The following is a 23,322-nucleotide window of genomic DNA, read 5'->3' on the forward strand; positions in this document are numbered from 1 at the left end:
CGGAGTGCGCATACTCCGCCTGAACCTCACCGACTGGCGCAACTACCGCACGGCCGAGATCACCTTCGAGCCGGGCGCGAACGTGCTCGCGGGCAGCAACGGCCAGGGCAAGACGAACCTGGTCGAGGCCATCGGCTACCTCACGACGCTCTCCTCGCACCGCGTCGCCGGCGACGCCGCGCTCATCCGCGCGGGCGAGGACAGCGCGGTGATCCGGGCCGTCGTGGTCGCCGGCGAGCGCGAGGTGCTGGCGGAGGTGCTGCTGAACCGGTCCGCGCCGAACCGCGCGCAGGTGAACCGGAGCCCGGTGCGGCCGCGCGAGATCACGCGGAACGTCTCGAGCGTGCTGTTCGCACCGGAGGACCTCGCGCTCGTGCGCGGCGAGCCCTCCTCCCGCCGGCGCTTCCTCGACGAGCTGCTCGTGCAGCGCACGCCTCGGCTCGCGGGCGTCGTCGCGGACTACGACAAGGCGTTGAAGCAGCGCAACGGCCTGCTGCGCATCGCCCGCGGGGGCGGCGACTTCGGCACCCTCGACATCTGGGACGAGCGGCTGATCGCCACCGGCAGCGAGCTGCTCGACGCGCGTACCGAGCTCGTCGAGGCGCTCGAGCCGTTCGTCGCGGAGCAGTACGCGGTGCTCGCCGGCGAGGACCAGCTGCTCACGATGGCGCCGATCCGGTCCATCGACACCGACGGCGGGGAGGGCACGACCGCCGAGCGCTTCGCCGCGGCGCTGGCCGCCGGCCGGCGGCGCGAGCTCGAGCGCGGCATCACGCTGGTCGGCCCGCACCGCGACGACCTCGGCATCGCGATCAACGCGCTGCCCGCCCGCAGCCACGCGAGCCACGGGGAGTCCTGGTCGACCGCGCTGGCGCTCCGCCTCGGATCCGTGGAGCTGCTGCGCACGTCGCTGCCCACCGGCGACCCGATCGTGATCCTCGACGACGTCTTCGCCGAGCTCGACGCCCGCCGGCGCATCCGGCTGGCCGGCCAGGTGGGACGCTACGAGCAGGTGCTGATCACCGCCGCGGTCGAGGGCGACATCCCGGACGAGCTGGCCGGCCGCGTGACGCACATCCGAGCGGGCGAGATCGTCGGGGAGGTGCCGGCATGACGGGCGTGAAGAAGGAGGCCGACCCGGCGCTCGACGAGGGCCAGCGCGTCTGGCTGCGGCTGCGCGCGGTCTTCGGGGCGCCGCGCAAGCGCCGTGAGCCGCCGGCGCCGAAGGGCGAGAGCATGCCGTACGGCCGCGGTCGCGATCCGCTGCCCGCCGGGAAGGTGCTCGACGGGGTGACCGGCTCGCTCGGCTGGCGCACCCCGCTGGCCCAGACGGACCTCACCGCCGCATGGCGGCAGATCGCCGGCGAGGAGACGGCTCGGCACGCGGCGGTGGAGGGCTTCGCGGACGGCGTGCTGCTCGTCCGCTGCGACTCCACGGCGTGGGCGACGCAGCTCGGGTTGATGCGCTCGCAGATCGCCGAGCGCATCGCGGCGGACTTCCCCGACGCGGGGGTCGACAGCATCCGCTTCCTCGGCCCCAACACCCCCAGCTGGAATCACGGCCGCAGATCGGTTCCAGGGCGCGGTCCGCGCGATACCTACGGTTGACCGGGGTGATTCGATCACCGGCGGAATTCCGAGCCGTCAGACGGGCGAATCGGGTCCTTCAGCAGACGGTGAGGCGGTAGGCTGGGACCCTACGATCGGAGTACGGATTCGATGACGGATGACGGACGCGCCGGGCTCGGCGGAGACGGCCTCGAGGACCTCGAAGACACCCGCCAGGACGGTGCACCCGTCGAGGGCGCCCCGATCGGGGAACCACTCGCTCCCGAGGGACCGGTCGCGGGGCTGACCCCGCCCACCCGCCGTGACGAGGACTACGGCGCCGGCTCCATCCAGGTGCTCGAAGGCCTCGAGGCGGTGCGCAAGCGCCCGGGCATGTACATCGGTTCCACCGGCCCGCGCGGCCTGCACCATCTCGTCTACGAGATCGTGGACAACGCGGTCGACGAGGCACTCGCCGGCTGGTGCGACACGATCGACGTGCGCATCCTCGCCGACGGCGGGGTGCGGGTCGAGGACAACGGACGCGGCATCCCCGTGGACATCCACCCGGTCGAGGGCCGCTCGACCGTCGAGGTCGTGCTCACCGTGCTGCATGCCGGCGGCAAGTTCGGCGGCGGCGGATACGCGGTGTCCGGCGGCCTGCACGGCGTGGGCAGCTCCGTGGTCAACGCGCTCTCGAGCCGCCTCTTCGTCGAGGTGAAGCGGCAGGGCCACGTGTGGACCCAGTGGTACGAGAACGGGGTGCCGCTCGCACCGCTCGAGCAGGGCCCAGCGGCCGAGGGCACCGGCACGACGATCACCTTCTGGCCGAACGCCGAGATCTTCGAGACCGTCGAGTTCGACTACGAGACGCTCCGCACCCGCTTCCAGCAGTACGCGTTCCTCAACAAGGGGCTCACGATCCGCCTCGCGGACGAGCGGACGACGGAGCCGGTCGAGGGCGAGGTCGACAGCAACAAGATCGACCGGTCCGTGGTCTTCCGCTACGAGCGGGGCCTCGTCGACTACGTCGAGTACCTCAACTCCACGAAGAAGACCGACCTCGTGAACCCCGAGGTCATCTCCTTCGAGTCCGAGGACGTGGAGAAGCGGATCTCGCTCGAGGTCGCGATGCAGTGGACGACGTCCTACAGCGAGAGCGTCCACACCTACGCGAACACGATCAACACGCACGAGGGCGGCACCCACGAGGAGGGCTTCCGCGCCGCGTTGACCGTGCTGATGAACAAGTACGCCCGCGAGAAGGGGCTGCTGAAGGACAAGGACGACAACCTCTCCGGCGACGACGTGCGCGAGGGGCTCACCGCTGTGGTGTCCATCAAGCTCGGCGAGCCGCAGTTCGAGGGCCAGACGAAGACGAAGCTCGGCAACACCGAGGCGAAGACCTTCGTGCAGCGCGTGGTCGGCAGCCAGCTCGCGGACTGGTTCGACAGCCATCCGCTCCAGGCCAAGGACATCGTCCGCAAGGCGCAGCAGGCGGCGACGGCCCGCCTGGCCGCCCGCAAGGCGCGGGACGCGACCCGGCGCAAGGGCGTGCTCGAGAGCGCGTCGATGCCGGGCAAGCTGAAGGACTGTCAGACGCGCGACGCGTCGCAGGCCGAGATCTTCCTCGTCGAGGGCGACTCCGCCGGCGGTTCGGCGGTGCGCGGCCGCAACCCGGAGAACCAGGCGATCCTCGCCCTCCGCGGCAAGATCCTGAACGTCGAGAAGGCACGGCTCGACCGCGCGCTCGCCAACCAGGAGATCCAGGCGATGATCACGGCCTTCGGCTGCGGCATCGGCGACGACTTCGTGGCCGAGAAGGCGCGGTACCACAAGATCGTCCTGATGGCGGATGCCGACGTCGACGGCCAGCACATCACGACGCTGCTGCTCACGCTCGTGTTCCGCTTCATGCGGCCGCTGATCGAGCTCGGCTACGTGTACCTCGCGCAGCCGCCGCTCTACCGCCTCAAGTGGAGCAACTCGGCCCACGAGTACGTCTACTCCGACCGGGAGCGGGACGCGCTGCTCGCGGACGGCGCGGCCCAGGGCAAGCGGATCCCCAAGGAGAACGGGATTCAGCGGTACAAGGGCCTCGGCGAGATGGACTACCAGGAGCTGTGGGAGACCACGATGAACCCGGAGACGCGCACGCTGCTCCAGGTGACCCTCGAGGACGCGGCCGCGGCGGACGAGACCTTCACCACGCTGATGGGCGAGGACGTCGAGTCGCGCCGCAGCTTCATCCAGAAGAACGCGAAGGACGTCCGCTTCCTGGACATCTAGTACCGACGTCGGTACTCGACCCCTTCCACCTCGCCGGTCGGGGCGCGCTCACGAGGCGCGTCCCCGGACCGGCCCAGATGACGGAGTGACACCACATGGCTGACCGCATCGAACAGGTCGACCTGCAGCTCGAGATGCAGCGGTCGTACCTCGACTACGCGATGAGCGTCATCGTGCAGCGGGCGCTGCCCGAGGTGCGCGACGGCCTGAAGCCGGTGCACCGCCGGGTGATCTACGCCATGTACGACGGCGGCTACCGGCCCGACCGCGCGTTCAGCAAGTGCGCCCGCGTCGTCGGGGACGTGATGGCGCAGTTCCATCCGCATGGCGACACGGCCATCTACGACACCCTCGTGCGGCTCGTGCAGGACTGGAGCCTGCGCTACCCCCTCGCGCTCGGGCAGGGCAACTTCGGCTCCCCGGGCAACGACCCGGCCGCCGCCCCGCGGTACACCGAGACCAAGATGGCCCCGCTCGCCCTCGAGATGGTCCGGGACATCGAAGAGGACACGGTCGACTTCCAGGACAACTACGACGGCCGCACCCAGGAGCCCGTCGTGCTGCCGAGCCGGTTCCCGAACCTGCTCGTCAACGGCTCCGCCGGTATCGCGGTCGGCATGGCCACGAACATCCCGCCGCACAACCTGCGGGAGGTCGCGGCCGGGGCGCAGTGGGCGCTCGAGCACCCGGATGCGACCCGTGAGGAGCTGCTCGAAGCGCTCATGGAGCGGATCAAGGGCCCGGACTTCCCGACCGGCGCGCAGATCCTCGGCACCAAGGGCATCCACGACGCCTACCGCACGGGACGCGGCTCGATCACGATGCGGTCCGTGGTCAACGTGGAGGAGATCCACGGCCGCACCTGCCTCGTCGTCACCGAGCTGCCCTACCAGGTGAACCCCGACAACCTCGCGATCAAGATCGCGGAGCTCGTGAACGACGGCCGGATCGCCGGCATCGCCGACATCCGCGACGAGACCTCCGGGCGCACGGGCCAGCGGCTCGTGATCGTGCTGAAGCGCGACGCGATCCCCAAGGTGGTGCTGAACAACCTCTACAAGCACACGCCGCTGCAGGACAACTTCGGCGCGAACATGCTCGCCCTGGTCGACGGGGTGCCCCGCACCCTCGCCCTCGACGGGTTCATCAGCGCGTGGGTCGACCACCAGGTCGAGGTCATCGTGCGGCGCACCCGGTTCCGGCTGCAGAAGGCGGAGGCCGACGCCCACATCCTGCGCGGCTACCTCAAGGCGCTCGACATGCTCGACGAGGTGATCGCGCTCATCCGCCGGTCGCCGACGGCCGACGAGGCGCGTGACGGCCTGATGGCGCTGCTCGACGTGGACCAGGTGCAGGCGACCGCGATCCTGAGCCTTCAGCTGCGCCGCCTCGCCGCCCTCGAGCGGCAGCGGATCATGGACCAGGCCGCCGAGCTCGAGCGGCTCATCGCCGAGTACCAGGCCATCCTCGCCTCGCCGCTGCGCCAGCGGGAGATCATCTCGGAGGAGCTGAAGGCGATCACCGACCGGTTCGGCGACGAGCGCCGCACCGAGATCGCGTACGGCTTCGACGGGGACATGACGATCGAGGACCTCATCCCCGACGAGGAGGTCGTCGTCACCGTCACCCGTGGCGGCTACATCAAGCGCACGCGCAGCGACCAGTACCGGTCGCAGCGCCGCGGCGGCCGTGGCGTGCGCGGCGCGCAGCTGCGTGCGGACGACGTGGTCGAGCACCTCTTCGTCACCTCGACGCACCACTGGCTGCTCGTCTTCACGAACGCCGGCCGTGTGTACCGGGTGAAGACCTACGAGGTGCAGGACTCGGGCCGGGACGCGAAGGGCCAGCACATCGCGAACCTGCTCGCGCTGCAGCCGGACGAGCGCGTCGCGCAGATCCTCGACATCCGCGACTACACCGTCGCCCCGTACCTCGTGCTCGCCACGCGCGGCGGCCTCGTGAAGAAGACGGCGCTCGCGGAGTACGACACCAACCGCACGGGCGGCATCATCGCGATCAACCTCCGCCAGGGCGACGAGCTGATCCAGGCGCTGCTCGTCGGCGAGGCATCGGACGTGCTGCTCGTGTCGCGGAAGGGCATGTCGGTGCGGTTCCGCGCCGACGACGAGGCGCTGCGCCCCATGGGCCGCAGCACGGCCGGAGTCATCGGGATGCACTTCCGCGGCGACGACCAGCTGCTCTCCGCCCGCGTGGTGACCGACGAGGGCTTCGTCTTCGTCGTCACGGAGGGTGGCTACGCGAAGCGCACGGCGGTGGACCAGTACCGCCTGCAGCAGCGCGGCGGCCTCGGGATCAAGGTCGCGAAGCTCCAGGAGGCGCGCGGCGACCTCGCCGGATCGCTGATCGTGGATGAGACCGACGAGGTGCTCGTCGTGCTCGAGAGCGGTAAGGTGGTCCGCTCGGCTGTCTCCGAAGTTCCCGCGAAGGGCCGCGACACGATGGGCGTGGTGTTTGCGCGCTTCGCTGAGGATGACAGAATCATCGCCATTGCCCGGAACAGCGATTCGACCATGGAGGCGCGCGAACCTGATGACCTCGGTCAAGACGTCAAGTCGCCCATCGGGCACGACCTCGTCGGCGAGTAGCGTCGGCGAGAAGCTGTCGCTCAAGTCGACCCGGCCGTCCCAGCCGAAGCAGGTCCGGCTCAAGCTGGTCTACATCGACTTCTGGTCGGCGGTGAAGTTCTCCTTCCTGATCTCCGCGGCGATCGGGGTCGTGATCTTCGTGGCGGTCGTCCTCATCTGGACGGTGCTCGCCTCGACCGGCGTCTTCGACCAGATCAGCAAGCTCGCCGGCGACGTGTCCGGGCAGAAGAACTTCTCCATCAACAGCGTGGTCTCGTTCGCGCAGGTGATGGGCTTCACGCTCGTCATCGCCGCGCTGAACGTGGTGGTCGGCACGGTCCTCGGAGCGATCGCGTGCCTGCTCTACAACCTGAGCGTGCGCGTCTCCGGCGGCATCCTCGTCGGTTTCACCAACCAGTGAGTCACTGGTAGATTCGATTCCCGGCCCGCGAGGGCCGCGCGGCCGCGGTCGCACTCGGGGCTATAGCTCAGGCGGTTAGAGCGCTTCGCTGATAACGAAGAGGTCCCAGGTTCAAGTCCTGGTAGCCCCACGCGTCGATGGTCTTCGATCCGTACACGGATCGAAGACGTCCCCTGCAGTCAGGCTCGGCCCTCAGCGGGCCGGGCCTTCTGTCTTGTGACGGCCTACCATCGGACGTGAACGCCTCTTCCGGGGGCATAGCTCAGTTGGTAGAGCACCTGCTTTGCAAGCAGGGGGTCAGGGGTTCGAGTCCCCTTGTCTCCACAGCGGAACGGCCGCCCTCCAGGGCGGCCGTTCCACCGTGACGACGACGGATCGAGAAGCTGCTTCGAGGGTGGGCCCCGCGGCGCGAGGGTCCCGCGGCGCCGCGAAGCGATGTCGTGGGAAGCGCCGTGGGATCGAGTCCCCTTGTTTCCACCGGACACGCGAAGTGCTGGGCACCTCGCGAAGGCCAGGCGGCGATGCGGATGCGCCTCCTCGGGTTGCCTTCCCAGGACCGGGTCGTCATGCTCGAGAGTCCGCCCGCTGCCGATCGCGAAGGTGAACGCATGTCCCGACGCGTCTGGTTCGCGTCCGCGTGCCTGCTCGCGGGGACGCTCGCCCTCGGGGTCTTCGCCGGACCCGCGTCGGCGGATGAGACGACGCCCACCCCGTCGCCGACTCCCACCGCGACGTCCTCGGGGCTCCCGCTGCCCATCCTGCCGACACCCACCCCCTCGACCACGCCTGCGGCACCCGTGACCGCGCTCACGGCGGCGGCCGAGAGCGGATCCCTGGTCGTGTCCTGGCGCACCGGCGCCGGTGACACCGGGTTCACGGTCGAAGCGACCGCCGGCGGCACGACCAAGCGGGTCGACACCACCGCGACCACGGCGTCGTTCCCGGGCATCCGTCCGGGCGCCGTCATCCGCATCTCGGTCATCGCGCACAACGCCGCGGGCGATGCATCGCCCGTCCTGACCACGTTCACGATGCCGGCCGCGATCGCGCCGGTGACCGGAGCCGCCATGCGGGCGACCGCCACTGGGTTGGAGGTCGCCTGGCGCCCACCGTCGGACCTCGCGCCCGGCAGCCGGTTCCTGGTCGAGCTCGTCCAGGCCGGCTCCGGATCACGGTCGCGGCTGGTCGCGGCGAGCCCGGTGACGTTCACCGCGCTGACCTCCGGCCGGCTCTACTCCGCGACCATCACCGTCGTGAGCGGGACGAGCCGCAGCGCTGCCGTCGACGTCTCCGCCGAGGTGTGGACGGCCTCCGCTTCGGGGGCGCCGGTGCCCGTGGCCCCGGTCCCTGTCGCGTCCGCCGCTCGGTCCACCGCGACTGCTGCCGCGGATCCCGCCATCGCCCAGCCGGCCGCGCAGCGCACCCTCGTCTCGTCGCCGATGGCCGCCGCGGCGCTGGCAGGCGCCGCGGTGCTGCTCGGCGGACTCGCGATCGGCCTGCTCCTGCGGCGCCCTCGGCGCTCCTGACGCCCTCCGGCTGCGCGAACGACGGAGTTCCCGGGTCGCGGCGGGGTCAGATGATCGTGTCGGTGAGGTGGTTCGGGGTGCCGAATCGGTGCGCCGTGATGCTGATCGACTGCTCATGCAGGAACGGCAGCAGCTCGAGCCGGCCGGCGGTGGTCACCGGGTCGCCCCAGACCGCGAGGTCCGGATCGCCGCCCGCGGCGACCAGCAGCGCCGATGCGCTGCCGCCGACGAGCCGGACCCGGCCGCTGAGCCGGGGCGTTTCCTCGACCGTGGTCGGCACGTGGAGGCTGTCGAGCAGCGCCTGCACGGCGGCCGGAAGCGGCGTCGCGGTCGAGACCGTGAGCGTCGCCCCGGACCGGGCGCCGGCGGCGAGCACGCGGAGCACGTCGCGCTCTGCCGCGTCCACCTCGACGCGCACGGTGACGGGCACCGGCCGGTAGCGGAGGAGGTCGCGCTCGGCGTACAGCCCCTGCAGCTCCCGCGCGATGCCGAACTCCTCCCGCCACGCCTGCTCGTCCGAGCGGGCGCCCGCGGTGACGAACGGGTGGTCGGCCGCCGTGACGATGCGCTTCACCGGCCCGGCGAGCGTGACCTCCGGCGCGGTCGCAGTGCCCTCAGGCGACCACGAGCCGAGCCCGATGAGGTAGTTCGGGCCCCCCGCCTTCGTGCCGGCGCCCACCGAGGAGCGCTTCCAGCCGCCGAACGGCTGGCGGCCGACGATGGCGCCCGTGGTACCGCGGTTCACGTAGCAGTTGCCGGCCTGGACGGCGTCGAGCCAGGTGGCGATCTCCGCGGGCTCCAGCGACTGCAGCCCGGCGGTCAGCCCGAATGCCACGGCGTTCTGCAGCTCGATCGCCTCCTCGAGGGTGGCGGCGGTCATGAGGCCGAGCACCGGGCCGAAGTACTCGGTCCGGTGGAAGGCGGAGCCGGGCCGCACACCCGTGCGGATGCCCGGGGACCAGAGCCGCCCCTCGCTGTCGAGCTTCTCGGGCTGCAGCAGCCAGCGCTCGCCATCGCCGAGGGTCGTGAGGCCCTCCAGGAGCTTGCCGGTGGCGGGCTCGATGACCGGGCCCATCTGCGTCGTCGGCTCCCACGGCTGCCCGACGCTGAGCGAGCCCACCGCGTCGACGAGCTGGCCGAGGAACCGCTTCGACTTCGCGACCGGTCCGACGAGGATCGCGAGGCTCGCCGCGCTGCACTTCTGCCCCGCGTGGCCGAAGGCGCTCTGCACGAGGTCCTTCACGGCCAGGTCGAGGTCGGCGGAGGGGGTGATGACCATCGCGTTCTTGCCGCTGGTCTCGGCGAGCAGCGGCAGGTCGGGCCGGAAGGACCGGAACAGCTGCGCCGTCTCCCACGCCCCGGTGAGGATGACCCGGTCGATCCGCGGGTCCGCGATGAGGGTCGCGCCGAGGCTGCCCTCGTCCACCTGCACGAAGGTGAGCACGTCCTCGGGCACGCCCGCCGCCCAGAGCGCCTCCGCGAGCACCGCGCCGCACCGGCTGGCGGGCCCTGCGGGCTTCAGCACGACCGCGCTGCCGGCCGCCAGGGCCGCGAGCACGCCGCCGGCGGGGATGGCGACCGGGAAGTTCCACGGGGGTGCGACGACGGTCAGGTGCGCCGGCGTGAACCGGGCGCCGTCCACGGCCTCGAGCTCGAGCGCGTGGGCGGCGTACCAGCGGGCGAAGTCGATCGCCTCACTGACCTCGGGGTCCGCCTGGTCGACGGTCTTGCCGGCCTCGCTCATCATCACCTCGACGAGCTCGCCCCGGCGGCGTTCGAGCTCGTCACCGGCGCGCTGCAGCACCGCGGCGCGCTCGGCGGCGGGCACGCCGCCCCAGGCCGCGCCGGCGCCCATGGCCGACTCGAGCAGGGCGTCCAGCGCATCCGCCTCGCTGACGGTGTGCGCCTCGAGCGTCGCGACGCCGAGCCGAGAGTCCTTCGCGCGCCCGTGGATCCCCTTCGCCCAGGCACGGTGCTCGGCGACGGAGGGATCCGTGTCGACCGCGTTGCCGAAGGGCTCCCCGGCGGCGTGCGGCCGAACGGCGTCGCGCGGCACGCGATGCGGCGGGGGCACCTCGTCGTCGAGCAGGGTGAGCGAGGTGAGGAAGCGCTGCCGCTCCCGCTCGAAGAGGTCCTCGCGGGTGGCGAGGTCGAACACCGACGACATGAAGTTCTCGTCGCTGGCCCCTTCCTCGAGCCGGCGGATGAGGTAGGCGATCGCGACGTCGAACTCCCGTGGGTGCACGACCGGCGTGTAGACGAGCAGGCCGCCCACGTCCCGCCGCACGGCCTCCGCCTGGCCCGTGGCCATCCCGAGCAGCATCTCGAAGTCGATGCCGTCCCGCACCCCGCGGTCGCCGGCGAGCAGCCAGCCGTGGGCGACGTCGAAGAGGTTGTGGCCGGCGACGCCGAGCCTCACCGCATCGACCCGCTCCGGCGTCAGGGCGTAGTCGAGGACCCGCTTGTAGTTGGCGTCGGTCTCGGCCTTCGTGTGCCAGGTGGCGAGCGGCCAGTCGTGCAGCGACGCCTCCACCCGCTCCATGGGCAGGTTCGCGCCCTTCACGAGCCGCACCTTGATCGGGGCGCCGCCCCGCGCTCGGCGGGCGGCAGACCACTCCTGCAGCCCGATCATCGCGCCGAGGGCGTCGGGCAGGTACGCCTGCAGCACGATGCCGGCGGAGTAGCCGAGGAACTCGGGCTCGTCGAGCAGCTGCTGGAAGACCGCGATCGTGAGGTCGAGGTCCTTGTACTCCTCCATGTCGAGGTTGATGAAGGTGTGCTTCTTCTGCGCCTCGCGGTAGAGCGGGCGGAGGCGCTCCACGATGTCGGCGACCGCGGCGTCGAACGCCCACGGGCTGTGCGGGGTGACCGCGGCGGAGACCTTGATCGACACGTAGTCGACGTCGGGCCGCTGCACGAGGGCGCGGGTGCCGGCGAGGCGCCGGTCCGCCTCCGATGAGCCGAGCACGGCCTCCCCGAGGAGGTTCAGGTTGAGGCGCACGCCCCGGTCGCGGATGCGGGAGATCGCCGGTCCGAGGCGCTTCGGCGTCGCGTCGATGATGAGATGCGAGACCATGCCGCGGAGCGCGGTGCGGGCGGCGGGCACGACGATGCCGGGGAGCACGGGGGCGAAGAGGCCGCCGAGGCGCACCGCCAGCTTGAGCGGCAGCGGCAGGAATCCCGGGACGTCGGGGGCGATCGCGGCGAGCCGCTTGGCCGCCGCGCGGAGGTCCTCCGGCCGCACCACCCCGTCGACGAACCCGACGGTGAACGCGAGCCCCTTGGGGTCGCGGAGCACCCCGGCGAGCCGGGCGGCGGACGCGTCGGGCTTCTCCGCGGCCGCGGCCGCGAGCCAGGTGCGCACGAGCGCCGTCGTGCGGGCGGCGAGGTCCTGCTCCGCCTCGGGGACGTCGGATGCGGCGCGGGATCCCGAGATGGTCGTCATGCATCCATTGTGCGGTAGGCGCACCGCGGACGCCGAACACCCTGCACGTTCATCCCGGATGGCGCAACGGATGAGACGAGCAGCGCCCGCGCACGGCGATCCGTGGCGCGGGCGCTGCTCGAGACGGCGTCAGGCCGCCGGCGTCGTGGGGGTGTTCGTCTCCGGCTCGTCGTCGGCGACCCAGAGGTCGTCGTCGGCACGGAGCGTCTGCCAGATCGCGTAGGCGATGCCGACGAGCGCCGTGATGCCGAGCAGCACGCCGATCGTGCCGCCGACGCCGAGACCGCCGGACCTGTTCGACCTGGCGGCGGCCTTGGCCGCGGCAGCCGCGGCAGCGACCTTGGCGGCGTTCTTCGCCTCGGCCTTCTGGCTCAGCTTCGTGGCGCCGCTGAGGAAGGTGGCGGCCGTCTTCGCGGTGTCGCCGGCGTGGCCGAGCCGGTCGGTCGCCTCGTCGGCCAGCGTGAGGGCTGCGGCTGCGGCGCTCGTGAGCGCCGGCACCACCGTGCCGACCACGACCTCCTTGGCAGCACCCGCCGCGACCTTGCTCGCCGCTGCGCCTGCGACCGCGCTCCTCCCGACGACGGGCCGGACGCGCTCCTCGTAGAGGGTGGTGGCGGTGGGGCCGACGCGGTCCTTGGCGTAGGCGGCCGCATACGGCCATGCGACGCGGGCGACGTCGTTCGCCCGGTTCAGCAGCTCCTGCTGGTCGTACCACAGCTGCTGGGCGTCCTTCTTCAGGCGCTTCAGTTGCTTCTCGCGCGAGACCATGACATCTCCTGGTTCCTCGTCGGGCCGCGGGCACGGCGTGGCGATCGGTAGGACCATCCTGGCATCGTCGGCGCTGCGCGGCACCTGAATGTTCCGGATGGGAGACTTGGCGCCATGACGAACGCCACCGCAGTAGCGACGCTCCACACCACACAGGGCGACATCCGGGTCAACCTCTTCGGCCTGCACGCGCCGAAGACCGTCCGCAACTTCATCGGGCTCGCCACCGGCACCCAGGCGTGGACCGACCCGCGCACCGGCCAGGAGCAGAGCGGACCGCTGTACAAGGACATCGTCTTCCACCGGATCATCCCCAACTTCATGATCCAGGGCGGCGACCCGATCGGCACCGGCACCGGCGGCCCCGGCTACGAGTTCGACGACGAGATCAACCCCGAGCTCGACTTCACCAAGCCGTACGTGCTCGCCATGGCCAACGCCGGCAAGCGCGGCGGCCGGGGCACGAACGGCTCGCAGTTCTTCATCACCACGGCTCCGACCACCTGGCTCCAGGGCGCCCACACGATCTTCGGCGAGGTGGCGGACGACGAGAGCCGCGCCGTCGTCGACACGCTCGGCTCGGTCCCCACCGACCGCGGCGACAAGCCGCTGACCCCGCAGGTGCTCACGAGCGTCACGGTCGAGGACGCATGAGCGGGGTGCGCGCCGACGCCCGGCGCGCATGGCGCCGATCCGCGAAGTACCGGCCGCACACCGCGACAGGGTGGATCGTCGCGATCACGATCGTCTGCTACATCGTCGAGCTGCTCGCGGTGGAGCGCGTCCTCGGTGCGTTCACCTACGCCGCGGTCTACTCGCTGCCGGCGTCCGGCGCCCCGTTCGAGCCGTGGCGGATGCTCACGTCGGTCCTGCTGCACGCCCCGATCGGCGTGGGGTACGGCGTGGTCGGGCTGACGCACATCGGCTTCAACATGTACGCGCTCTACCTGTTCGGCCGGCCGCTCGAGAACCTGATCGGCGCGGGTCGCATGGTCGCGCTCTACGTCCTGTCCGGCCTCGGCGGCTCCGTCGCTGTGCTCTACGCGAGCCTGTTCGGCGTCATGAGCCCGGCCACCGGGGTCTACGGCGCCTCCGGGGCGGTGTTCGGCATCCTCGGGGCGACCGCGGTCATCCAGCGCCGCCTGGGCATCGACACCCGGTACCTCTACGTGCTGATCCTCATCAACTTCGCGCTCGCGTTCTTCCTCGCCGGCATCGCCTGGCAGGCGCACGTCGGCGGCCTGATCGTCGGCGCGTTCACCGGATGGGCCTTCTCGGCCAACCGCGGGCCGCGGCGCCGGAACCGGGCCCTGCTGATCGGTGCGGGCATCGGCGCGGGGCTCGTGGTGCTCGCACTGCTGCCCGCGGCGGTGCAGGTCCTCTCCGTCTGAGGGTCCGCATCCCCAGCCCGTCCACGAAGTTATCCACAGGTGTGCCCACAGTGTGGACGGAATCACAGGCCTGGGATTCGGCCCTCGTCCGGGGGACGACCGGGGCTTTCAGCCCCGTCGTTCCGCGCATCCGCGAGCACGAAGCCCTGGTCGTGCCGCTCCCGCACCGCTGCACGGCGGAGCACGGCATCCACAGCGAACCCGCTGCGACCGAGCCGCTCCGCCACGTCCTCCGGATCGTGCAGGTGCGCATCCACCGCGGCCTCCGTGCCGTAGCCGCGCAGGATCCGCCGCGTGCCCGCGCCCGCCTGGAACGCCAGCAGCAGGTGCCCGCCCGGCCGCAGCACCCGGCGCAGCTCGGCCAGGACGGGACCGAGGGATCCGGGCGCGGTGTGGATGATCGAGTACCAGGCGAGCACGCCGTCGAACGATCCGTCGCCGAACGGGAGCGCGTCGAGCCCGGCGACCTCGAGCCGCACCGACGGGTGCTGCTCGCGGGCGACGGCGATCATGCCCGGTGACAGGTCGGCTCCGGACACCTCGAGGCCGGCATCGAGCAGCACGGGCAGCATGCGCCCGGTCCCGCAGCCGGCGTCCAGCACGGAGCGCAGGGCCGTCGCCGAGACGCGCCGCACGAGCTCGCTGAGCAGGGCGAGGTCGAGCGGCTCCTCGGCCGTCGGGCCGGGCAGGAGCCGCGCGTACGCGCGCGCGACGGAGTCGTAGAAGCCGCGCACCTCGTCCGTGCTCGGCGTGGGGGATCCGGTCAGCGCCACCACAGCGTCATGAGGAATCCCACGAACGCGATGCCGAAGCCGATCAGGATGTTCCAGCTGCCGATGCCCGAGATGGGGTACTGCGCGCTCGAGATGTAGAACACCACGATCCACGCGAGACCGATGAGCATGAAGCCGAACATGATCGGCTTGAACCAGACGGGGTTCGGCGCGTCCTCGCCGGCGAACCGGCGCTCGTCCCGCCGTGCGGGCGACGTCGTCCTCGGTGAGCGGGCCATGACGGGGAGTGTAGCAACGCCCCCGCGGGGGGTCGCCGTGGCTCGGTAGCATGTCCCGGATGACGCGGGTGCTGGTGATCGACAACTACGACAGCTTCGTCTACACGCTGAACGGCTACCTGCGGCAGCTCGGTGCGGACACCGAGGTGGTGCGCAACGACGTGCCGTCGACGGACGACCTCGCGGAGCTGCTCGGCGGGTTCGACGGGGTGCTCGTGTCGCCGGGTCCCGGCAAGCCGGCCGATGCCGGCGTGTCCGTGCCCGTCGTGCACGCAGCGGTCGAGGCGGGTGTGCCGCTGCTCGGGGTGTGCCTCGGTCACCAGGCGATCGCCGAGGCCTTCGGCGGCGTCGTGACGAACGCCGAGGAGCTGATGCACGGCAAGACGAGCCGGGTCGTGCACGACGAGAGCACGCTCTTCGCCGGCGTCCCGCAGCCGTTCACCGCCACCCGCTACCACTCGCTCGCGGTGGTCGACGGCACGGTGCCGGCCGAGCTCGAGGTCACGGCCCGCACCGACGGCGGCGTGATCATGGGCCTGCAGCACCGCTCGGCGCCGGTCTACGGCGTGCAGTTCCACCCGGAGTCGGTGATGACGGAGGGCGGCCACCGCATGCTCGCGAACTGGCTGCAGGCGGTCGGCGACCCGGATGCGGTCGAGCGCTCGGCGGGCCTCGACCCCCGGCTCACGACCCGTCGCAGAAGTTGAGCGTCACCGTCGAGCCCTGATCGATGGCGCCCGCAGGCTCCTTCTGCCCGATGATGACGTCGGCTGCGGGGCCGCATCCGCCGATGCCGACGAGGTTCGGGGTGAGGCCCAGGTCGGTGAGGTCGGCGGACGCCTCGTCCCTCGGCTTGCCGATCTCGCTGCCGAGCTGCACCTGACCGTCCGAGACCGTGAGGTCGACCGTCGCTCCCTTCGGCACCGACGTGCCGTCCGCGGGGACGGCGCTCATCACGACGTCCTTCGGCACGTCCTTGGAGTGCTGCATGACGATCGAGCCGTTCTGCAGGCCGGCGGCCGCGATGGCCTTCTGCGCGGCGTCGAGCGACAGGCTCGTGAGCGTCGGCACCGTCACCTTCGGCACGCCGGTGGAGACCCACACCTCGACCGTCGTGTTCTGCTGCACCGTCGTGCCGCCGACGGGACTCGTGCGGATGACCTCGCCCGACGGCACCTGGTCGTCGGACGTGTGGTGCACGAGCGGATGCAGGTCGAGCTTGTCGAGCGCGCCGACCGCGCTCGTCTCCGTCGATCCGGAGAGCCCCGTGGGGATCGTGCGCTGATCCGCGCCGAAGCCGCCCGTGCTGAGGCTCACGACCCAGAGCGCGACCGCGAGCACCACCACGGCGACGCAGAGGACGCCGGCCCAGACCCAGGCGACCGGGGGCCGGTTCGAGGTCGTCACGTGCTCGTAGTCGTCGAACGCGAGCTGCCGCACCGTCGCCTCGGGCGTCTCGACGGCACCACCGAAGAGGTCGACGTCCGGGTCGATCACGGGCAGCCGGGCGACGGGTGGGCGTCCCGCGACGACGGCCTCCACGTCCGCGCGGAACTCCTCCGCGGACTGGTAGCGGTGGTTCTTGTCCTTCTCCAGCGCCCGGAGCACGACGGCGTCCATGCCCTCGCTGACTCGAGGATTCAGGTCCGAGGGCGGCGGTGCGGGCTCGCTGACGTGCTGGTAGGCCACCGCGATCGGGCTGTCGCCCGTGAAGGGCGCGCGACCGGTGAGCATCTCGAAGAGCACGATCCCGGTCGAGTACAGGTCGCTCCGCGGGTCGACGGTCTCGCCCTTCGCCTGCTCCGGCGAGAAGTACTGGGCGGTGCCGAGGATGGCGGTCGTCTGCGCCACGGTCGCGGACGAGTCGCTGATGGCCCGAGCGATCCCGAAGTCCATGACCTTCACCTGGCCGCTGCGGGTCACCATCACGTTCGCGGGCTTGATGTCGCGGTGCACGACGCCCGCCTCGTGCGAGTACTCGAGCGCCGTCAGGATCCCCGAGACGATGTGGCCGGCCTCGGCGGCCGTCATCGGGCCGTCCTTGATGAGGTCCTTCAGCAGCTTGCCGTCGACGAACTCCATCACGATGAACGGCAGCTGCGCCTCGCCGCCGCCGGACTCGAGCACCGTCTCCTCGCCCGCGTCGAAGACCCGCACGATCGTGGGGTGCGTCATCCGCGACGCGGACTGCGCCTCCTGGCGGAAGCGCATCCGGAACACCGGGTCGTTCGCGAGCGAGGAGCGCAGCAGCTTGATCGCGACCCGGCGGCCGAGCCGCAGGTCCATCCCGAGATGCACCTCGGCCATGCCGCCGCGGCCGAGCAGCTGCTCGACGCGGTAGCGGCCGGCGAGCAGCCGCTCACCGGATTCGAGGTTCGCGATCCGCCCGACGGGAGCGCTCCCGAGATCGCTCATGCTCATAGCCCGGGGAGGCCAGCGGAACCGGAGGGTGTGGGTGCGGGCGTGGTCGGCGTCGGGGTCGGCGCCGGCTTCGCGACCTGCACGGTCAGGGTCGGCGAGTACGCCGAGTCCTTCGCGCCGCAGAAGACCTTGTACTTGACCGTGATCGGGCCGCTGCCGGGGTCGCCCGTGGGGATGGTGATCTCGGTCGCGTTCGGTCCCTCGGGGTTCTGAGGGCTCGTCGGCGCACCCGTCACGTTCACGCTGTAGCCCGAGCGGGACTGCCCGGCCGGGCACGCGTTGTACGCGGGCCAGCTCACCGTGATCGTGCTGTTCGCAGGGACCGGCTGGGACGACGGGCTGGAGAGCACCGGCGCCGACGACGGTGCCTGCGCGGTGGCCGTGTCGCCGTAGTAGGTCACCGTGATCGATGACCCCTTGGGCACGCTTCCGGACTTGCTCAGCTCGTACACGTTGCCGACGTCGCCGTCGGTCGGTGCAGCGTCGCCCTTCTGCGCTGTCGGGGAGAGCCCGAGGCTCTGCAGGTTCGACACGACCTGCGCGTAGGGCTTGCCGACGTAGTCGGCGATGTTGATGGTGACGTTGCCCGAGGCCGTCGACGACGCCGTGGAGCTGGCCGAGGCGGACGCGCTCGCACTCGTCGAGGTGGAGGCGGAGGTCTTCGCGCCGGCGTTCGACGCGGCGAACTGCGACACGGCCCAGGCGACGAGCACGATCACGAGCAGCAGGATCAGCGCGATCAGCGGCCACGTCCACGGGCTGCGCCGGCGACGTCCCTCCTCGGGGTCGGTCGCGACGGCGTTGGTCGCCGGGTACGCGCCCGTCGGCGGGGTGCCGCCGTAGCCCGATCCCGCCGCCGCGGCGCCCGCGGCAGGGACGCCGAGCAGCGTGGTCTCGAAGCCGGGAGCCTGGGTGGGCAGCACCGTGGTGGCGCCCTCCGCCTGCATCGCCATGGTGGGCGCGGCGACCCCGGCGGGCAGCACGGCGGGCACGGCGGATGCGGCGGCGAGCACGTCGCCCCGCCGGAGCGCCTGCGCGGCGCGAGCGAGCAGCGCGGCGGTCGTCGGCCGTTCGGACGGCGCCTTCGCTATGCATGCCATCACGAGGCGGCGGACCGGCTCGGGGATGGTGGTCGGCAGGTCGGGCGGGGTGTCGTTGATCTGCGCCATCGCGATGGCCACCTGCGACTCGCCGGTGAACGGGCGATGACCGGCGAGGGCCTCGTAGGCGACGATGCCGAGGGAGTAGATGTCGGTCGCGGGGGACGCCGGCTGGCCGCTCGCCTGCTCGGGCGACAGGTACTGCACGGTGCCCATGACCTGGCCGGTCGCGGTGAGCGGCACCTGGTCGGTGATTCGCGCGATGCCGAAGTCGGTGATCTTCACGCGGCCGTCGGGAGTGACGAGCAGGTTGCCCGGCTTGATGTCGCGGTGGACGAGGCCGGCGGCGTGCGCGGCCTGCAGCGCCATCGCGGTCTGCGAGACGACGTCGAGCACCCGGTCGGGCGGCAGGGTGTGCTCGCGCTCCAGGATCGAGGAGAGCGGCTCGCCCGGCACGAGCTCCATCACGAGGAAGGCGGAGCCGTCCTCCTCGCCGTAGTCGTAGACGTTCGCGATGCCCTCGTGGTTCACGAGCGCCGCGTGGCGGGCCTCCGCCCGGAAGCGCTCGAGGAACCCGGGGTCGCCCAGGTACTCGTCCTTGAGGATCTTGATGGCCACGGGTCGTCCGATGACGAGGTCCGTGGCCTCCCACACCTCACCCATGCCGCCGACGGCGACGCGTGAGGAGAGCTCGTAGCGGCCCCCGAAGGTGAGCCCGGCGACCGGTCTCATTTGTTCAGCACCGCCTCCATGACCTTCTTGGCGACAGGCGCGGCCAGGAGGTTCCCGTACCCGGACTGCCCGAGTCCCCCACCGTTCTCGATCACGACCGCGACCGCGACCTTCGGGTTCTTCGCCGGGGCGAATCCCGTGAACCAGAGCGTGTACGGATCGTTCGCCCCGTTCTGCGCGGTGCCCGTCTTGCCGGCCACGTCGACGCCGTCGATTCTGCCATTGGTCGCCGCGCCCGTCGCGACCGACGACACCATCATGTCGGTCACGGCGCTCGCCGTCTTCTGACTCACCGGCTGTGCCAGCTGCTGGGGGGTCATCTGCTCCACAGTGTCGAGGGCGGGGCTCAGGACACGCTTCACCAGGTTCGGCTTCATCAGGACACCACCGTTGCCGATCGCGGCCGAGACCATCGCCATCTGCATCGGCGTGACGCGATCCTCGAACTGGCCGAAGGCCGTCTGCGCGAGCTGCGCCTTGTCGAGGGCCTGCTTCGGATACACCGAGGGCGTGACGGCGAGCGGGATGGACAGCGGCTTGCCGAACCCGAACTTCGCGGCCTGGTCGGCGATGGGCTTCTGACCCAGCTGGTCGCCGAGCTCGGCGAAGGGGATGTTGCAGGAGAGGCTGAGCGCGAGCTTCAGCGTGGCCTTCGGGCCGGTACCGCAGACCTCGCCCTGCGAGTTCTGGATGACGAGCGACGTCCCGGGCAGCGTCAGCGAGTTGGGGCTGGCGAACTGGCTCGACTCGGTGTACTTGCCGCTCTCGAGGGCGGCGGAGGCGACGATGAGCTTGAACGTCGATCCGGGCGGGTTGAGGTTCCCGGCGATCGCCCGGTTGGTGAGCGGGCTCGGGCTCTGGTTCAACAGGCTGCTGTACGCCCTGAGCGCGCTCGAGTCGTGCGCGGCGATCGCGTTCGGGTCGAACGATGGCTTCGAGACCATCGCGAGCACGGCACCGGTCGAGGGATCGATCGCGACGACGGCCCCGCGTTTGTTCCCGAGCGCGTCGTAGGCCGCCTTCTGCACCTTCGGGTCGATGGTGAGCTCCACCGAGTCGCCCTTCGGGTCCTGCCCGGTCACGATGTTCTGGATGCGGTCGAAGACCTGGTTGCTGCCGGTGCCGGCGAGCTTCGCGTCGAGCGCGCCCTCGATCCCGGTGGGTGCGCCGTTGATCGGGTAGTAGCCGGTCACCGCCGAGTAGAGCTTCCCGTCCAGGTACTGGCGCTGGAACTGGTACTCGTCGGCCGACTCCTTCTTCGACACCACGATCGCCTTGCCGTCGGACGTGAGGATCTGGCCGCGCTGGATCTTGTACGCGTCCGCGCGGGCCCGGGCGTTGCGGGCGTCCGCCCCGAGGGCGTCCGCCTGGAAGACCTGGATGATCGACGAGGCCACGAAGAGGGCCATGAACATCACCACGACGAGCGCGCTGATCCGTTTCAGCTCGCGATTCATCAGATCACCGTCCTCGGGGAGCTGCGGATGGTGTCCGAGATGCGCAGCAGCAGGGCCGCGATCATCCAGTTCGCGACGAGCGAGGAGCCGCCCGCGGCGAGGAAGGGTGTGGTGAGCCCCGTCTCCGGGATCACCCGCATCACGCCGCCGATGACGATGAAGCACTGCTCCGCGAAGACGAAGGAGAGGCCGACGGCGAGGAGCTTGCCGAAGTCGTCGGGACCGGAGAAGCCGATGCGGAGGCCGCGCGAGACGAACAGCAGGTAGAGGCAGAGGACGGCGAACAGCCCGACGAGCCCGATCTCCTCGCCGAGCGAGGCGATGATGAAGTCGCTGCTGGCCGCGGGGGTGAGGTCGGGGCGTCCCTGGCCGAGGCCGGTGCCGAAGAGGCCGCCGTGAGCGAGCCCGAAGATGCCGTTGACGACCTGGTAGCTGCCGCCGGCCTCGTTGTAGAGGTTCCCGGAGAACGCTTCCAGCCAGTTCGTGAAGCGCCCCTGCACGTAGGTCAGCACCTGCGCGGCGCCCCATCCGCCGATGACCGCCATCACCAGGCCGAGCACGATCCAGCTCGTGCGCCCGGTCGCGACGTAGAGCATCGCGACGAACATCCCGAACAGCAGCAGGCCGGTGCCGAGGTCGTGCTCGAACACGATCACCGCGAGGGCGAGCACCCAGACGACGACGATGGGGCCGAGGTCGCGGCCGCGCGGCAGGCGCACGCCGAGGACCTTCCGGCCGACCATCGCGAGCGAGTCCCGCCGCGCGACGAGGAAGCCGGCGAAGAACACCGCGAGGGCGATCTTCGCGATCTCGCCGGGCTGGAAGTTCAGAGGGCCGACGTGGATCCACACGTTCGCCGTCACGTTGGACAGGCGCAGGCCGGGGACCAGCGGCAGCAGCAGGAGCACGATCGCGATGAGCATCGCGATGTACGTGTACCGCTGCAGCGCCCGGTGGTTGCGCACGAGCAGGATCGTCGCGATCGCGGCCCCGACGCCGAGGGCGGTCCAGAGGATCTGCCGGGTGCCGTCGTCGAAGTGGTTCTGCACCCCGGTCGGCGTGAGGTCGATCCGGTAGATCTCGGCGATGCCGAGGCCGTTCAGCGCGGTCGCGATCGGCAGGATGAACGGATCCGCATCCCGCGCCGAGAAGCGCAGCACCACGTGCATGGCGAGGACCAGGACGGCGAGGCCGGCCGCGAGGGTGAGCAGGTGCGGGTCGATGCGGCCGCGGGCGCCGAGCTGCACGAGCAGGATCGAGGACGCGGCCACTGCGAGGGCGACCACGAGCAGGCCGAGCTCGATGTTCCTGAGACGGGTGGACGGCTTCGTGATCGGGATCCGCTCATCCGGCCGCGTCAGCGTCGTGGTCGCTCCGGCGTCAACCATTGGACCCCTCCCTCGCGTTCTGGACGATCCGCCGCGCATCCGCGAGGCTGTTCGCGCTGATCGTGCCGTCGAGCTGCTCGAGCGCGTAGCCGGAGAGCTGCGCCCGGCTGATGCCCGTCTCCTCGACCACGTGGCTGAGCTGGACCGGTCCGACCGAGCCTTGGACGCCCTGGTAGACGGCGACGTGGTCGCCGTCGAAGCCGACGTAGTAGCGCGTCTGCGTGTACCGGTACCCGGCGATCACGCCGATGGCGACGGCGGCGAGCAGCAGCGCGATCGCGGCCAGCCAGATCAGGCGCCGTCGCCAGATGCGGCGGCGGTCCTCCCGGATGAGCGCGTCGATGTAGTCCTCGGAGTCGGGCACGAAGCTCGCCTCGGGCGGCGGGGTGCGCAGCGGGTGCAGCAGCAGCGACGGCAGCCGGGTGTGCGGCCGCGACTCGCCCCCGGTGTCGAACTCGAGCGGCTCGGCGGCGGCGCCGACGATGGCGGACCCGCCCGAACCCTCGCCGCTGTGGTCGATGTCGACCACGATCGCCGTGACGTTGTCGGGAGCGCCGCGGTCGAGCGCTTCCTCGATCAACGCCTCGCAGGCCTCGCGGGACGTCTCCGCGTCGGCGAGGACCGTCCGGATCCGCTCCTCCGACACGTAGCTGGAGAGCCCGTCGGAGCACAGCATCCATCGGTCGCCGGGGACCGTGCCGAGGATCCCGGTGTCGATCTCGGGCGCCTGGTCGATGTCGCCGAGCACCCGCATCAGGACGCTGCGCCGCGGATGCACGGCCGCCTCCTCGACGCTGATGCGGCCGGTCTCGACGAGCCGCTGCACGAAGGTGTGGTCGTTCGTGATCTGGCTGAGCTCGCCGTCGCGGAGCAGGTAGATGCGCGAGTCGCCGATGTGCGCCGTCGCGACCGCGTCGCCGACCCGCACGAGGGCGCTGACCGTCGTGCCCATGCCGGTGAGCTCCGGGTGCTCGTAGACGGCCTCGCTGATCAGCTGGTTGGCGGCGACGAGCGAGGCCTGCAGAGCGAACTCCGCCTCCTGCGGGTTCGCGAAGTCGAGGCGGTCGGTCTGCGCGATCCGGTTCACGGCGATCGCGGAGGCGACGTCGCCGCCCGCGTGGCCGCCCATGCCGTCGGCGACGACGAACAGCTGGGCCCCCGCGTAGCCGGAGTCCTGGTTGTTCGTCCGCACGCGACCTACGTGCGAGACCGCTGCGCCTGCGGTGACGATGGTCATGC

Annotated in this window: 18 protein-coding genes and 2 tRNA genes; 11 read left to right on the top strand and 9 right to left on the bottom strand. The window is 71.2% G+C overall.

Annotation, left to right across the window (positions count from 1 at the left end):
- Positions 1 to 4 precede the first annotated feature (4 nt).
- From recF to VIG76_RS02090, 8 genes are all read left to right on the top strand, one after another.
- Complete coding sequence (gene recF / locus VIG76_RS02055) at positions 5 to 1,114, top strand: DNA replication/repair protein RecF (protein WP_331950517.1); 1,110 nt, start codon at positions 5 to 7, stop codon at positions 1,112 to 1,114.
- Positions 1,111 to 1,608: a DciA family protein gene (locus VIG76_RS02060; RefSeq protein ID WP_331950519.1), complete on the top strand. Its 498-nt coding sequence runs from the start codon at positions 1,111 to 1,113 to the stop codon at positions 1,606 to 1,608. The genes recF and VIG76_RS02060 overlap by 4 nt, the downstream gene beginning before the upstream one ends.
- Before the next feature lie 111 nt (positions 1,609 to 1,719).
- On the top strand, positions 1,720 to 3,837 hold the full coding sequence (gene gyrB / locus VIG76_RS02065) for a DNA topoisomerase (ATP-hydrolyzing) subunit B (protein ID WP_331950521.1): 2,118 nt from the start codon (positions 1,720 to 1,722) through the stop codon (positions 3,835 to 3,837).
- Between the two features lie 95 nt (positions 3,838 to 3,932).
- Positions 3,933 to 6,443, top strand: coding sequence for a DNA gyrase subunit A (gene gyrA, locus VIG76_RS02070; RefSeq protein WP_331950523.1), 2,511 nt, complete (start codon positions 3,933 to 3,935; stop codon positions 6,441 to 6,443).
- On the top strand, positions 6,388 to 6,843 hold the full coding sequence (locus VIG76_RS02075) for a DUF3566 domain-containing protein (protein WP_331950525.1): 456 nt from the start codon (positions 6,388 to 6,390) through the stop codon (positions 6,841 to 6,843). The genes gyrA and VIG76_RS02075 overlap by 56 nt, the downstream gene beginning before the upstream one ends.
- Positions 6,844 to 6,899: 56 nt before the next feature.
- Positions 6,900 to 6,973: transfer RNA gene (locus VIG76_RS02080), tRNA-Ile, on the top strand.
- A 121-nt stretch (positions 6,974 to 7,094) separates the two neighbouring features.
- Positions 7,095 to 7,167, top strand: a tRNA-Ala gene (locus VIG76_RS02085).
- A 284-nt stretch (positions 7,168 to 7,451) separates the two neighbouring features.
- Positions 7,452 to 8,369: a fibronectin type III domain-containing protein gene (locus VIG76_RS02090; RefSeq protein ID WP_331950527.1), complete on the top strand. Its 918-nt coding sequence runs from the start codon at positions 7,452 to 7,454 to the stop codon at positions 8,367 to 8,369.
- A 46-nt stretch (positions 8,370 to 8,415) separates the two neighbouring features.
- Here the strand turns inward: VIG76_RS02090 and VIG76_RS02095 are convergent, their stop codons facing one another.
- On the bottom strand, positions 8,416 to 11,814 hold the full coding sequence (locus VIG76_RS02095) for a bifunctional proline dehydrogenase/L-glutamate gamma-semialdehyde dehydrogenase (protein ID WP_331950529.1): 3,399 nt from the start codon (positions 11,812 to 11,814) through the stop codon (positions 8,416 to 8,418).
- A gap of 129 nt (positions 11,815 to 11,943) precedes the next feature.
- Complete coding sequence (locus VIG76_RS02100; protein WP_331950531.1) at positions 11,944 to 12,582, bottom strand: hypothetical protein; 639 nt, start codon at positions 12,580 to 12,582, stop codon at positions 11,944 to 11,946.
- Between the two features lie 114 nt (positions 12,583 to 12,696).
- On the opposite strand from VIG76_RS02100, the gene VIG76_RS02105 reads away from it, so the two are divergent.
- Both VIG76_RS02105 and VIG76_RS02110 read left to right on the top strand, forming a co-directional pair.
- A complete protein-coding gene (locus VIG76_RS02105) occupies positions 12,697 to 13,236 on the top strand; it encodes a peptidylprolyl isomerase (protein WP_331950533.1) in 540 nt (179 codons plus the stop codon).
- Positions 13,233 to 13,973: a rhomboid family intramembrane serine protease gene (locus tag VIG76_RS02110; RefSeq protein WP_331950535.1), complete on the top strand. Its 741-nt coding sequence runs from the start codon at positions 13,233 to 13,235 to the stop codon at positions 13,971 to 13,973. Before VIG76_RS02105 ends, VIG76_RS02110 begins: the two co-directional genes overlap by 4 nt.
- 62 nt (positions 13,974 to 14,035) lie before the next feature.
- Here the strand turns inward: VIG76_RS02110 and VIG76_RS02115 are convergent, their stop codons facing one another.
- Together VIG76_RS02115 and VIG76_RS02120 are read right to left on the bottom strand one after the other, a co-directional pair.
- Positions 14,036 to 14,746 carry a class I SAM-dependent DNA methyltransferase gene (locus VIG76_RS02115; protein ID WP_331950537.1) on the bottom strand — a complete coding sequence of 237 codons (711 nt, stop codon included), beginning with the start codon at positions 14,744 to 14,746 and terminating at the stop codon, positions 14,036 to 14,038.
- A complete protein-coding gene (locus VIG76_RS02120) occupies positions 14,737 to 14,985 on the bottom strand; it encodes a cell division protein CrgA (RefSeq protein WP_331950539.1) in 249 nt (82 codons plus the stop codon). The genes VIG76_RS02115 and VIG76_RS02120 overlap by 10 nt, the downstream gene beginning before the upstream one ends.
- Before the next feature lie 59 nt (positions 14,986 to 15,044).
- Between VIG76_RS02120 and VIG76_RS02125 the strand changes: the two genes are divergently transcribed.
- The gene (locus VIG76_RS02125; RefSeq protein ID WP_331950541.1) at positions 15,045 to 15,692 is read left to right on the top strand and encodes an aminodeoxychorismate/anthranilate synthase component II; all 648 of its coding nucleotides are present in this window, start codon (positions 15,045 to 15,047) and stop codon (positions 15,690 to 15,692) included.
- Here the strand turns inward: VIG76_RS02125 and pknB are convergent.
- Genes pknB through VIG76_RS02150 form a run of 5 tightly spaced genes read right to left on the bottom strand, consistent with a single transcriptional unit; the run spans position 15,670 to position 23,320 of the window.
- Positions 15,670 to 17,400, bottom strand: a complete 1,731-nt coding sequence (pknB, locus tag VIG76_RS02130; RefSeq protein ID WP_331950543.1) for a Stk1 family PASTA domain-containing Ser/Thr kinase — start codon at positions 17,398 to 17,400, stop codon at positions 15,670 to 15,672. The two genes, VIG76_RS02125 and pknB, sit on opposite strands and share 23 nt — an antisense overlap.
- Before the next feature lie 2 nt (positions 17,401 to 17,402).
- A complete protein-coding gene (locus VIG76_RS02135) occupies positions 17,403 to 19,238 on the bottom strand; it encodes a serine/threonine-protein kinase (RefSeq protein WP_331950545.1) in 1,836 nt (611 codons plus the stop codon).
- Positions 19,235 to 20,695, bottom strand: a complete 1,461-nt coding sequence (locus tag VIG76_RS02140) for a peptidoglycan D,D-transpeptidase FtsI family protein (protein WP_331950547.1) — start codon at positions 20,693 to 20,695, stop codon at positions 19,235 to 19,237. Before VIG76_RS02140 ends, VIG76_RS02135 begins: the two co-directional genes overlap by 4 nt.
- A complete protein-coding gene (locus VIG76_RS02145) occupies positions 20,695 to 22,083 on the bottom strand; it encodes an FtsW/RodA/SpoVE family cell cycle protein (protein WP_331950549.1) in 1,389 nt (462 codons plus the stop codon). The genes VIG76_RS02140 and VIG76_RS02145 overlap by 1 nt, the downstream gene beginning before the upstream one ends.
- Positions 22,076 to 23,320, bottom strand: a complete 1,245-nt coding sequence (locus tag VIG76_RS02150) for a Stp1/IreP family PP2C-type Ser/Thr phosphatase (protein ID WP_331950551.1) — start codon at positions 23,318 to 23,320, stop codon at positions 22,076 to 22,078. The genes VIG76_RS02145 and VIG76_RS02150 overlap by 8 nt, the downstream gene beginning before the upstream one ends.
- Positions 23,321 to 23,322 lie beyond the last annotated feature (2 nt).

Source organism: Amnibacterium sp., from assembly GCF_036559085.1.
Taxonomy (GTDB): Bacteria; Actinomycetota; Actinomycetes; order Actinomycetales; family Microbacteriaceae; genus Amnibacterium.